A 12,736-nucleotide genomic window follows, 5' to 3' on the forward strand; every position below is an offset into this window, starting at 1 on the left:
TTCAACCGTAAAACCGAAATCTTTTAGTTCTTATCTGATTCTTCGAACGGTGTATCTTCGATGCCTTCTTCGACATTAACTGCCTGAGGTTCACTATAGTTTACCACTTCAGTTTCTTTTGTCGGCATAGCATGTAAAATCAAAAGGGCAATCCCTCCCATAGGGACGAAGCGAAGGAAGATAAAGGCCCAGTGGAATCCGGCATCACGCAAACGGCGAACTGATAAAGCTAAAGTCGGTACCAAGATTGCTAGGTAGAAAATTGCATAAATAATGACAACTAAACCCAAAACCATAAAAGTAGCTTCGCTCACTGAATCGTCTACTGAAGCCATCACGGCACTAAGAAATACAGTGTAGAAATAGATAATCCAGAAAGGAATAGAAAGGATAAAGTTTCCTAACCAAACCCACCAGTAATCTGAGCGCGTTGAACGTCCAGTGAACTCTGCATAATTCTTAAAAAAATTCTTATACGCGTTAATCATGAGATACTCCCAATTTTTATTTTACTAGTAGATACTCGAGTTTACAATTATAGAACACTCCCAAATCCAACTAGAGACTTGGGAGTATTGGTAAATTGTCCAACAAGACTCAAGAAGCCCGATTCAAGATTGAATTTTCTTCGTTCTTGTATCTTTCCTCAGACAGTTGAACTTATAGTGTTTCCTTTGTTGGCATAGCAAAAAGTACTAGAAGAACAATACTACCCAGTGGAACGAATAAAATAAAGATCAATGCCCAGTGGAAACCAGCATCACGAAGGCGACGTACCATCAAAGCAAGTGACGGCAAGAAAAGTGCTAGGCCAAAAATAAAATAAATAATAGCGATAAAGCCCAAAGTTATAAGAGCACCCTCGTTTCGCGAGTTAGCCAGAGCATTTCCGTATGTTAAGAAGAAAGGAATATAAAGAATAAAATTCCCAAGGCAAACCCACCAATAGTCGGAACGTGTTGAACGACCTGCAAAATCTACATATCCTTTAAAAAAATTCTTATAAGCGTTAATCATAAGTTACTCCCTAATTTTTTATTTACTATAGTTTACCATATCTGTTCAATAATAACAAGTTTGTTCAAAAAACTCTGAAAGTCTCTCGAAATCTAGAAAAAAAAGATACTATCCGCTCTTTCTCATAAACAGAAGTTACAGATAATATCTCATTTATATTTAGTCAACGTGTGTTGTTTCATTAGCAAAAGCTATGATTGCTCTCTTCAATTCAGAACCTTGCAAGGTACGGAACTCTTCAATCTTCTGATTGATCATCTCAAGAGGCATCACATTTACCTTACCGACAAAGATTTTGTCCATTACTTGATTGTCAACTAGTTCAGTTGATACAAGCAACTCTTCGTATAGTTTTTCACCTGGGCGAATACCTACTTCTACGATTGGAATTTCATTTTCAGTATGCCCACTAAGTAGAACCATTTTCTTAGCCAAATCGTAAATGCGCACAGGTTTCCCCATATCAAGGATAAAGACTTCTCCATCCTTGGCATAAGCGCCCGCATGAATCACCAAACGACTAGCTTCTGGAATGGTCATAAAGTAACGAGTCATTCGGAAGTCTGTCACCGTTACAGGTCCACCCTCTGCAATCTGACGTTCAAAGACAGGAATCACACTACCACGGCTACCGAGTACGTTACCGAAACGCACCGCACAATAGGTTGATTGGCTACGTTGATTAAATCCTGTAACAATTAACTCAGCCACACGTTTAGTTGCTCCCATTACGTTTGGTGGATTAACGGCCTTATCTGTCGAAATCATGACCATTTTTGGAACTCGAGCAGCGTCAACTGCCTTAGCAACATTATAAGTTCCAAGGATGTTATTCTTAAAGGCTTCTTTTGGATTGCGCTCCATCATCGGAACATGTTTATGGGCTGCAGCATGGTAAACAATCGCTGGTTCGTACTGTTCAAAAACTTGAAGCAAACGATTATAATCTTGAATATCAGCAATGACAGGAACAAAATCAATTTCCTGGAACTTGCGAATCAATTCATGGTAAATCAGATAAATAGAGTTTTCTCCATGACCGAGCAAAATGACACGTTCAGGATTGAATCGACTAACTTGACGGCAGATTTCTGAACCGATTGATCCTCCGGCACCGGTCACCAAGATGGTTTTGCCAGTGATTTCAGAACCCAGACGTGATTCATCAAGCTGAATCTCTTTACGTCCCAACAGGTCCGTGATATCAATTTTCTGGAAACCTCCTGCTTGAGGCTGGATACCTTGCACAACTGACTCAATCATCGGCATTTTGAAGCATTTTACACCGATACCGTTACACATTTGCAGGATTCGTTCATATTCAGATGGATCTAGAGACGGAATCGCAACGATAACTTTTTCAACTCTGTAGCGTTTAGCCAATTCTGGTAGATCATCATAAGAACCCAAAACTGGGATTTTCCCAAGCTTTTGTCCTTTTTTCTTTTCATCATTATCCAAAATCCCAACCAGTTCAAGGTCACTGGTAGGATGTTGGTAACTGTCCATAAAGAGCGCGCCACCATCACCGGCACCAATCAAGAAGGTACGACGGTGTTCTCCTTCGCCATTTCCCTTTCTACGTCTTGAGTAAATCAACTGCCAGGTGATACGAGGAAGGAGAATCAAGAAGGTAGTTAATAGGATAAAGAGTACGATAAAGCGGACAGAAAAGAGTGGCAAGAAAGCATAGCAGATCACATAAGATAAGATACTACTGATAGTTACTCCGAAGAAAATCTTCATAAAATCTGTGATTTTGCTATATCTACTAATACTAGCATTCAGCCCCCAAAATCCAATCATAAGCTGGTAGAAAAGGAAGGTTAGACCTGTATAAATGACATAGTCTACCGGGGCTGGATTAATCAAGCCATAAAATAGAATATAGGAAACAATAATTGATAAGACCATACTGGCAATATCAAAAAATCCCCAAAATATTTGTTTCTGTTGTTTATTTAATACTTCAACCAGATCAATTACGTAATCTGTTATTTTTTTATTCATGTGAATGGTATCCTCCTACACAGAGAAAATGTTTAATTGAGCATGAGATAAGGAGTCTTAATTTAAATACTGAATTTCAGATTTATAACTTTTTCTCCATTTAAAACCTTTAATCAATCCAACTACTGTACCTATGCCGTAGGCAAAATGGATTGAAAACAGCATAAATGGCATTAAGAGCAATGCTACATTTTTATGTTTCAATAAGGTAAGTATAGTCAATGAAATTACAAATAGGCTATAAACTGCTACTAGAAACATTAAAAACAATGGAGAAAAAGGTAGTAATATAGTACTGACAATAATACTTAACACAAAAGCAAAGGGAACATAATGAAAAATAGATAGACATTTTGGTTTAACATGAGTTGTCAATCCAATCCATAGACCATTTGAATACTTTTGGTGGAGCATCTTTTTAAATGTGGGTCGAATATATTGATAAGATAAAACGTTAGGATTAAATCTTATCTTATATCCGTGATTTCTGATACGATAATGAAGTTCATTGTCTTCTGTTCTTCCAAGCTGTTCATCGACTAGACCAGCTTTCTCAAAAACTTCTCGACGGTACATACCATGAAAAATTGAAGAAACATATCTGTCTTGAGAGCTGTTTCGATAATCTGCGATGCTACTTCCAAACATATTTTCTTCAACGATATGTAAAGCTTCTGACCATTTCCCTTCGCCTTCAACAACCGTCGGTCTAGGGCCACCACAGATATATTCTCCCTGATTGATTAGCCCAACATTATTCCTCACAAAATTCTCTGTGACTTTGGAGTGCGCATCAATCTTCAAAATAAGGTCTCCGTTAGAATTCTTAATCCCTAAATTAAAGCCACTTGCTTGATTCTTTTTAGGGTTATCATACAATCTAATTGACCTAAATTCAGTATCCTCAGAGATAAATCGCTGAATAATATCGGTTGTCTTATCTGTGGACATTGCATTAATAAATAGAATTTCAATATCTTCTTTATTATATGTCTGTCTTTTTAAATCTTCAATTAAGCCCGGTAAATATTTTTCTTCATTATAAGCACTAATCACAATAGAGACGATTAAATTATCGATTTGTTGAATCACTTACAGTCTCCTAAATATTTTCTTTCACTATTTTATCACAATTTTTCAGACTTTCCTATTTTTATTTGAATCCCAGAAAAAAACTAGTAAATATATTGTCCTTCTTTACTATGATTTCTATCGGCTACGTAGCGAATCACGCCAGGTCAACTTGACATCTTTAGGAAAAAAAATTAAAATAAGCTGTTATCAAAATCAGCTTATTGAGGTTTACATGAAAAAACGATCACTCTTTTTTATTCTAGGAATTATCTTAATCGGAGCGGTCTTAAGAGCTCCTTTCACAGCTTTACCAACTGTTTTGGGAGATATTGCCCAAGGTTTAGGCGTGGAAGTTAGTTCACTTGGTGTTTTGACCAGTCTCCCTCTCTTGATGTTTGCCCTCTTCTCCTCTTTTGCGACCCGTTTGGCTCAAAAAATTGGACTCGAGCACCTTTTCACCTATAGTCTTATCGTATTGACCATCGGTTCAGTGATTCGTATCTTTAATCTTCCTCTACTCTATCTAGGGACTTTACTTATCGGAGTAAGTATTGCGATCTTTAACGTGCTCCTTCCTAGCGCCATTCAGGCCAATCACCCACAAAAGATTGGCTTTCTGACAACCATCTATGTGACCTCTATGGGGATTACAACGGCTCTTGCCTCCTATCTCTCTGTACCCATTACTCAAGCAAGCTCTTGGAAAGGCTTGATTCTCTGTTTATCCTTGGCCTGCCTACTAACTTTAGTTGCCTGGCTCCCCAATCATCGTCACAATCATTTTCTAAAAGGAAGTGAGAAAAAACAAAAGAAAGAGAATATCTTAAAAAACAAGGAAGTTTGGGCTATTATTGTATTCGGTGGACTTCAGTCCTTACTCTTCTATACCAGTATGACCTGGTTACCTACCATGGCAATCAGTGCTGGCTTATCTCACACAGATGCCGGTCTTTTAGCTTCTATCTTTTCTCTGACTAGTATCCCCTTCTCGATGACTATTCCAAGTTTAACGACTCGTTTGTCCAATCGTCACCGTCAAATCATGCTGACAGTCATCTCTATCGCTGGATTGCTTGGAATTGCCATGCTCTTATACCCGAACAAGAGTTTCCTCTACTGGTTAGTAGCGCATCTCTTGATTGGTACTGCCTGTAGCGCTCTTTTCCCTTATCTCATGGTTTGCTTCTCCATCAAAACTAGCTCGCCTGAAAAGACGGCCCAATTGTCTGGACTTGCCCAGACCGGCGGCTACATTTTGGCAGCTGTCGGTCCAACTCTCTTTGGTTATAGTTTTAACTTTTTCCATTCGTGGATCCCAGCTGTACTGGCTCTTCTAGTTATTGATATCATTATGACGGTCGCCCTCTTTATGGTGGATCGAGCAGATAAAATCCTCTAATCTTCTAGTTTTCACTAGAAGGTTTTTTATATGTAAAAATTTTATACATATTGCTTGACAGGGCTTACATTTAGATGTATGATGTATGTGTAGAATAATTATATATAAAATTTTTATATACTAAAAAGGAGGTGCCTCATGTATTTTCCGACATCAGCGGCCTTGATTGAATTTCTCATCTTGGCCATCCTAGAACAAGGGGATTCCTATGGTTATGAAATTAGTCAAACAATTAAACTCATTGCCAAAATCAAGGAATCTACCCTCTACCCCATCTTGAAAAAACTGGAAACCAACCGCTATCTGACTACATACTCTCGCGAATACCAAGGTCGGATGCGGAAATACTATTCCTTAACAGAAATTGGAGAGGAACAACTATTTGTACTCAGAGAAGAGTGGACACTCTACACTGACACTATCAACGGCATCATAGAAGGGAGCGTTCGCCATGACAAGAACTGAATATTTGAATCAGCTTGAAGCCTATCTGATGAAGCTGCCTCAATCTGATCGCATCGAAGCCATGGACTACTTCAAAGAACTCTTTGATGATGCTGGCCCAGAAGGAGAGGAAGACCTAATGGCTAGTCTGGGTAGTCCTAAAGAAGCTGCCCATGATGTCCTGACTACACTTCTTGATAAAAAAATCAATGAGGAAAAGTCCGCTAAGAACAACCGACAGATTTTATGGATTGCTCTACTGGCCCTTCTTGCAGCTCCTATCGGAATTCCGGTCGGAATTGGTCTTCTCATGGCTATCATCGGGATTTTTATCGCTGCTGTCAGTATACTTATAGCCTTCTTTGCTGTATCAGTAGCTGGAATAGTTCTCGGAGCTGTTCTCCTATTTGAAAGCTTCTACGTTCTGGTTGAATCTACATCTGCCTTTGTGCTGATTTTTGGTGGTGGTTTACTGGCGATTGGAGCTTCGTCTCTAGTCTTAGTAGCCACTTCTTACGTAACACGTTTCTTTGGATTACTGGTCCTTCGACTCATCCAATGGATTCTTAATAGAGGAAAGAGAGGTGAAAGACATGCGTAAATGGACAAAAGGATTTCTTATCTTTGGTGTTGTTACCAGTATCATCGGTTTTTCAATGATGATCATCGGCATCCAAACAGATGGTGTCAGAAGCCTCCTTGCAATGTCTCAAAATCCAGTATTTGAAAGTCGAATGGAAGAGCTTGTTTTTGACCAAGATATTGAAAATCTAAACATCTCTCTGAAAGAACATTCGCTCGTTATCACTGAATCAAGCGATGACAAGATTCACATCCAGTATCATCCAACCATCTCTGAAAAAGAAAATCTTCAACACTCTATCAAAGAGAAAAGTCTTGAAATAACTGATACCAAATCAACTACACGTCGCTCTATAGGTTCTAGTATCGAAGGTATCCTCTTTATCGCAAGCGGAATTTCTAGCCGCAATGATGAAGTTGTTCTCTCATTACCAAGAGGAAGAGAGTTAAAAAACCTAACTGCCCAGGTAAACCATCATATCCTTTCAATTGCCAATGCAAAAGTCAGCAATGCCAAGATTCTGTCAAATGGTTATCTTCTTCGTATCACTAATAGCGAGATTAAAAATAGCCAACTGACCACAACTGGAATTGTCAATGTATTTGAAACAAGTCTAACAGATAGTCGTATCCAAGCAGACCATGCACATATCACTGCAGACGATATCCAAGTGCATGGTAGAGTGGAATTTGAGGCAAGAAAAGATATCTCACTCGAGTTATCCCAAAAGGAACTTGACCGAATCAATGTTGAGTTTTCTGCTGAACATGGTGATATCTATCGTTGGCATCGAGACAGACGTGACATACCTACGGGAGGTAGTAAAGGTGAAGCATTAGCGAACCCTTACAAAACAGAAAAAAAAGATACGCAAGATCTCCTCGTCGCAAAATCGAATCAAAGTATCTATTTCCCATAATAAGATCGCTTGCTTTCTTATAGAAATCATGAATAAAGACAACTAGTAGTTACTACTCAAAAATTAATCAAAAAAAGGAGGTCTATTATGACTCAAGAATGGTTCGAAAGTGCTGATTTCGAGAAAACAGCCAACAATGAGAAAAAAGATAACCCATCTGACCCAGTCATTCCCCAAGAAGAGTTAAAAGAAAAAGAAGAGTTGCCGGTGGTTGAAGAAAGCCTTCAAGTCAATCCTGAAGAACAAGAAGCTGACCTAGAAAAAGTAGAGAATGGCGAACACGAAGAAATTGTAGCAAATACAGACAAGTCAGAAGAACCTGTAGAGACTGAAGAACAAGAAGAACTGGCAACAAAGACAGACCAAGCAGAAAAACCAGTTAAGGAAGCACCTCAGCCTAGCAAATCTTTGGAAAGTCCATTTGTCCCAGATCCTGTCCCTACAAAAACTGCGATCTTCAAAGAAGAATTGGCTGATTTTTGGGTCTGGTTACAAGGTGCTCTCAAAGAGCCAACAGCAAGTATTGATTCAGATAAAAAACATAGTTATAATGCCTTTGCGCTACTAACTATCTTTTCTGCTACAAGTTTTCTCTTTATAGTTTATCACGCCAAACAAGGCTACTATGGTCGTATGGCAAGCATCGATGCTCACTTCATGGAACAACTCCCGTCTCTCAATCTCTTCTCGGTCTTCTCCATCCTAGTAGCGACAAGTCTCTTCTTCTTTTCAATTCTCATGGGTGGATTTGTAGTCAAACGTTTTGTCGACCAGGACAGTGATTGGACATTAGAAAGAGCCTTTCAAGCACATAGCAGACTCTTGGCTATCCCAATTTTCTTGACAGGTATTGCTAGTTTCTTCGCTCTTTTTAATGGTCTACGATTTGCAGTACTGCTTTGCTTGATTAGCATTGGTCTGACTCTCTTGGCCAATCTCTACATCATTTCAAGACCTAGCAAGGATAGTCAAACTGATCCCTTCTATCGCCTTCTCTTAGCTTTCCTAGTCAACGGTGGTGTTCTATTTCTCTTTTTCCTAGCAGAAATGGCTCTTGTTTTTGACTATCTTCGAATCCTTGCTTTTATGTAAGATAAAATCCTGTCAGAGTGACAGGATTTTTTTGTGTACACAAAAAGCAGATCAAACGATCTGCCTTTTCACATTATTTAAAACCAATATCTTTCATTTATGCCTCTAGTTACCTTTTACTAAGTTCTCAAAATCTTCCCCTAAGATTGGTCCTACCACTATTTGGTTGGCATCCAAGTTCTGATAAAGTTCTTTTGGCAAAGCTCCTAAAAACGCTTGATAATCCACTCTAGCTACTGCTTCATAGTCTTCTGGTTTTGAACCATCTCCAGAGATTTTTACCAAATCAATCTCCCAAACAAGTTCCTTGCCTACCAATTGCTCAACGTAAGGAGCAGGAATCACCGGTTCTTTTGGCAAAATGGTTTTTACTCCCTGAGCTAGGTGATAGACCCCATGAATCTTACCTTCACCATCTGGATAAAATTTAGCGCTGGAAGGAAAAGCATCTGACCCTTGAACCCTCTTAACTAGCTCTTCAAAAAGTGCCAAGCCATCTTCTTCCAAGAAACTTTCCAAATCATTCTTATCAAAGTAAATAGTTGATAGAATACCCTGACAGAAACCTAAACGAGCAGCCTTATCAGCTAGATAGTTCTCAACCGTTTCTTGGAAATAGTTTTCCAAATCAAAGTCTGCCAAGCCTTCAACTGCTTCACCAACCTTGCTAGACAAAGCCCGCAAGAGCCCTTCTACAATCTCCCAGTCAGCTCTTGTAATCAAGTCAGGAATGATGACTTGATAGCCTTTTTGAGCATCTAGATATCGAACTTTAAAGAGAAATTGAGACTTACCTACGATACCACACTCGATATACTCAAGGCGATTGAGAGGTTGACGGAGGTAGACAGCATCATAACTATGTGACTCTAGGCCTTCTACTAAGCCTAAAATTGATTTAGCTGTAAGAATCTCCTGTTGTCCTAAAATACTTTGTTTATTTGGAATAAAAAATGTCTTCACCATAATGGTCTCCTTTGAAATCGTTTACATATAGTATACACCATTTTCCTGAAAGATGCAGAAACAAATTTAAGATTTTTTAGTCAAAAGCATAGAAAAACAGCCCTTTAGGACTGTTAATGTTTATTATACAACTTCAGAATGGTCTAGGCTCTCACCAATTGCTGCTAGACGCTCGATGACTTGATCTTGTGTCAATTCATGTTCTAAAACATAACGATTACGTGGGTGAACACGGCACTCGTGCGAGCAACCACGGAGATATTTGTCTTCGTTGTCTTCTGATGCCAAGATACGGCGGTTACAGAATGGATTTCCACAGTTGACATAGCGTTCACATGGTGTTCCATCAAACCAATCTTTCCCTACAATGGTTGGATTGACATGGTTAACATCGACTGCAATACGTTCGTCAAAGACATACATTTTCCCATCCCAAAGTTCCCCTTGAACTTCTGGATCTTTCCCGTAAGTCGCAATTCCTCCATGCAATTGACCGACATCTTTATAGCCTTCACGTACCATCCAACCTGAGAATTTCTCACAGCGGACTCCACCTGTACAGTAAACAACGACACGTTTATCCATGAATTTTTCCTTGTTATCACGAACCCATTGTGGTAACTCACGGAAGTTACGAATGTCTGGACGGATAGCCCCACGGAAGTGTCCAAGTTCATACTCATAGTCATTACGAGTATCAAGGACTACTGTATCTTCGTCAAGAAGGGCTTCTTTAAATTCTTTTGGAGACAAGTAAGCACCTGTTGTTTCAAGAGGATTGATGTCGTTATCAAAGTTATCATCCTCTAAACCAAGGTGAACGATTTCCTTTTTGTAGCGAACAAACATCTTCTTGAAGGCTTGCTCACTTTCTTCGTCAATCTTGAACCAGAGGTCTTCCATACCTGGAAGGCTGTGAACGTAGTCCATGTATTTTTGCGTTGTTTCGTAGTCACCAGAAACGGTTCCGTTGATCCCTTCGTCAGCCACTAGGATACGTCCCTTGAGGCCAATAGACTTACAGAAAGCCAAGTGGTCTGCAGCAAATTGTTCCGCGTTTTCGATGGGAACATATTTATAGTAAAGTAAAACTCGAATATCTTTTGACATTTGCTTCTCTTTTCTAAGATTAAATTATCAGAATTTTTCATTCAACTATACCAGTATACTCTCCCAAGAAAGCGAATGCAATTTATTTGACCGAAAAATAAAAAACAAGACTCATTTTCAGATCTTGTTTTAATTAAATATTCGATGAAGAAAAGTTAACAAAAAGATATCCATGGCCTGTCTTTAATAAAATACTAATCATGATGCCAATAAAGACAAGACTGATAAGATTTCAAATCCAGAAAAAATTGCCAATTTGAGAAGAAATTGCCAATAGTTTTGGATTATAAGTGTTGGCTGAAAAAGTCCATATACAAAAAATAAGTAAGTGGGATAAGATTGCACTGATTTTTAGGAGTAGATTGTATTTTTTCATGTAGCTATTACCAACACTACTTATAAGGCAAATGCCTGGTTTTCAAATACATATAATTATATGTATTTACTCTAAAAAGAATCACCACCCCGTCTGGAAAACTCCAGACAAGGCAGTGATTGCATCTTTTAGGAATGAATACACGAAATCAATTGTTCTTAAGATTTTTTGTTTTTCAAGAATTCGTCGTATTGTTTTTGCATTTCATCCAATACTTTTTGGTAAGCACCTTCAGATTTAAGTTTTTCCATCAATTCTGGAATAGCTTTTTCTGGGTCTACAGTACCAGTGTTGATAGCTGTATCGAATTGTTGCATAGTGTTAGTGATAGCTGAGATTTCAGATTTCACGTTGTCAGTGTTAAAGATGAATCCAAGCGCTGGAGATTCTTTTGCAGTTTCCAAGTCTTTCTTAGATTGTGCAATTTGTTCATCTGTAACGTTTTCGTTAATGTAAAGGATCCAGTTGTTACCAGTGTTCCATCCTGACATGTGAGTGTTTCCTTTGTATCCATCAAGGACTTTAACACGGTTTTCTTTACCTGGAACTTTTTCCCAGTTCTTGCCTTCTGGTCCATAAACAAGTCCGTTCAAGAGTTCTGGGTTAGTGTTCAAGAGATTCAACACTTCCATTGCTTTTTCTTTGTTCTTAGAGTTGTTTGAGATTACAAAGTTTGCAACTTGAGTTGTTTGGTTTTTCTTGATGAAGTTAGTAAATGGTTTGATTTGGATGTCTCTGTTAGCAACACGAGAAAGCAAGCTGCTACCGTAGTCAGCTGGTCCTACTGTTTCTTCACGAACAAACCAAGTATCTTGAGTAAGGTCATATGAAGTTTCGCTAGTTGCTACGTCTTTTGGAATGTATCCTTCTTCATAGAATTTGTGAAGAGTCTTCAAGTGTTCTACGAAACGAGGAACTTCGTAACGGTTTACGATCTTAGTAGTGTCACCTTCGAGGTCAATAACGAATGGAAGACCATTTGCAACTGGGTAGTCAAAGTTTTCTGATGGGATAAAGTTTTTACCAACAGCAAATGGCATTACGTCTGGAGCTTTTTCTTTGATTTGTTTCAATACTGGTTCAAGTGTTTCGTATGAAGTTACACCTGAGATATCGATTCCATATTTTTCAAGAAGTGGGCCGTTGAAAGCAAAGTTTTGTGAAGATGCAACGTTGGCTGCAACTGGAACTGCATAGATTTTACCGTTTACAGTGTTACCTTTGATGTAAGCTGGGTCAAGCGCTTTGTAAAGTTCAGCTCCTTCTTTCTTGTACAATTCTGTCAAGTCAGCATAAGCACCTTTTTGAGCGTTTACAACGTAGTTATCTGCAAATGCGATATCATAGTTTTCACCTGATGAAGTGATAACTGACATTTTCTTGCTGTAGTCACCCCATCCAAGGTATTGGATATCTAATTTAGCACCAACTTTTTCTCCGATGATTTTGTTTGCATTTTCTAGCAATTCATCCAAGTTATCTGGTTTGTCACCGATTTGGTACATTTTGATAACAGTTTTGTCACCTGAAGCTGAGTCAGCAGCTTTTTGGTTGTTACCTTTAAGGTTTCCACAAGCAGCGAGGCTAGCAGCTAAAGCTACAAGGCTAGCAGATGCAAAAGCATATTTTTTCCAGTTTTTCATGATAAAAACTCCTTTTTTTATTTTTAAATTTAAAACAATTTTAGTGATCTACTTTTCAACAAAGAAAAGTTAGATAGGGTAGAGAAAGCTTGTTTCTCAGTGC

Annotated in this window: 12 protein-coding genes and 1 pseudogene; 5 read left to right on the forward strand and 8 right to left on the reverse strand. The window is 38.6% G+C overall.

The window, feature by feature from the left end:
- Positions 1-23 precede the first annotated feature (23 nt).
- The 4 genes from I1J71_RS01925 to I1J71_RS01940 form a co-directional block, all read right to left on the reverse strand.
- Positions 24-488 (reverse strand): DUF805 domain-containing protein, encoded by a 465-nt coding sequence (locus I1J71_RS01925; RefSeq protein ID WP_195183517.1) that lies wholly within the window; start codon positions 486-488, stop codon positions 24-26.
- Between the two features lie 172 nt (positions 489-660).
- Complete coding sequence (locus I1J71_RS01930; RefSeq protein WP_049494425.1) at positions 661-1,017, reverse strand: DUF805 domain-containing protein; 357 nt, start codon at positions 1,015-1,017, stop codon at positions 661-663.
- Between the two features lie 159 nt (positions 1,018-1,176).
- Positions 1,177-3,027, reverse strand: a complete 1,851-nt coding sequence (locus I1J71_RS01935; RefSeq protein WP_195183518.1) for a polysaccharide biosynthesis protein — start codon at positions 3,025-3,027, stop codon at positions 1,177-1,179.
- A gap of 57 nt (positions 3,028-3,084) precedes the next feature.
- Entirely contained in the window at positions 3,085-4,119 is a 1,035-nt protein-coding gene (locus tag I1J71_RS01940) for a glycosyltransferase family 2 protein (RefSeq protein ID WP_195183519.1), read from the reverse strand.
- A gap of 214 nt (positions 4,120-4,333) precedes the next feature.
- Between I1J71_RS01940 and I1J71_RS01945 the strand changes: the two genes are divergently transcribed.
- The 5 genes from I1J71_RS01945 (at position 4,334) to I1J71_RS01965 (ending at position 8,538) form a co-directional block, all read left to right on the forward strand.
- Positions 4,334-5,500: a CynX/NimT family MFS transporter gene (locus tag I1J71_RS01945; RefSeq protein WP_195183520.1), complete on the forward strand. Its 1,167-nt coding sequence runs from the start codon at positions 4,334-4,336 to the stop codon at positions 5,498-5,500.
- 138 nt (positions 5,501-5,638) lie between these two features.
- A complete protein-coding gene (locus I1J71_RS01950) occupies positions 5,639-5,965 on the forward strand; it encodes a PadR family transcriptional regulator (RefSeq protein ID WP_006154805.1) in 327 nt (108 codons plus the stop codon).
- Positions 5,952-6,545 (forward strand): DUF1700 domain-containing protein, encoded by a 594-nt coding sequence (locus I1J71_RS01955; protein ID WP_195183521.1) that lies wholly within the window; start codon positions 5,952-5,954, stop codon positions 6,543-6,545. Before I1J71_RS01950 ends, I1J71_RS01955 begins: the two co-directional genes overlap by 14 nt.
- Positions 6,538-7,446 carry a DUF4097 family beta strand repeat-containing protein gene (locus I1J71_RS01960; protein ID WP_195183522.1) on the forward strand — a complete coding sequence of 303 codons (909 nt, stop codon included), beginning with the start codon at positions 6,538-6,540 and terminating at the stop codon, positions 7,444-7,446. Before I1J71_RS01955 ends, I1J71_RS01960 begins: the two co-directional genes overlap by 8 nt.
- Positions 7,447-7,533: 87 nt before the next feature.
- Positions 7,534-8,538 (forward strand): DUF6574 domain-containing protein, encoded by a 1,005-nt coding sequence (locus I1J71_RS01965; protein ID WP_195183523.1) that lies wholly within the window; start codon positions 7,534-7,536, stop codon positions 8,536-8,538.
- A 105-nt stretch (positions 8,539-8,643) separates the two neighbouring features.
- Here I1J71_RS01965 and I1J71_RS01970 read toward each other — a convergent pair whose 3' ends face one another.
- The 4 genes and pseudogenes from I1J71_RS01970 to I1J71_RS01985 all read right to left on the reverse strand — a co-directional run bounded on the left by I1J71_RS01970 (position 8,644) and on the right by I1J71_RS01985 (position 12,633).
- A complete protein-coding gene (locus I1J71_RS01970; protein ID WP_195183524.1) occupies positions 8,644-9,504 on the reverse strand; it encodes a DUF4299 family protein in 861 nt (286 codons plus the stop codon).
- A gap of 123 nt (positions 9,505-9,627) precedes the next feature.
- The gene (locus I1J71_RS01975; RefSeq protein ID WP_195183525.1) at positions 9,628-10,614 is read right to left on the reverse strand and encodes a rhodanese-related sulfurtransferase; all 987 of its coding nucleotides are present in this window, start codon (positions 10,612-10,614) and stop codon (positions 9,628-9,630) included.
- A gap of 160 nt (positions 10,615-10,774) precedes the next feature.
- Positions 10,775-10,990: pseudogene (locus I1J71_RS01980) on the reverse strand (CPBP family intramembrane glutamate endopeptidase); the annotation flags it as partial.
- Positions 10,991-11,148: 158 nt separating this feature from the next.
- Entirely contained in the window at positions 11,149-12,633 is a 1,485-nt protein-coding gene (locus I1J71_RS01985) for an ABC transporter substrate-binding protein (protein ID WP_195183526.1), read from the reverse strand.
- Positions 12,634-12,736 lie beyond the last annotated feature (103 nt).

It is taken from the genome of Streptococcus infantis (assembly GCF_015546995.1).
Lineage (GTDB): Bacteria > Bacillota > Bacilli > Lactobacillales > Streptococcaceae > Streptococcus > Streptococcus infantis_J.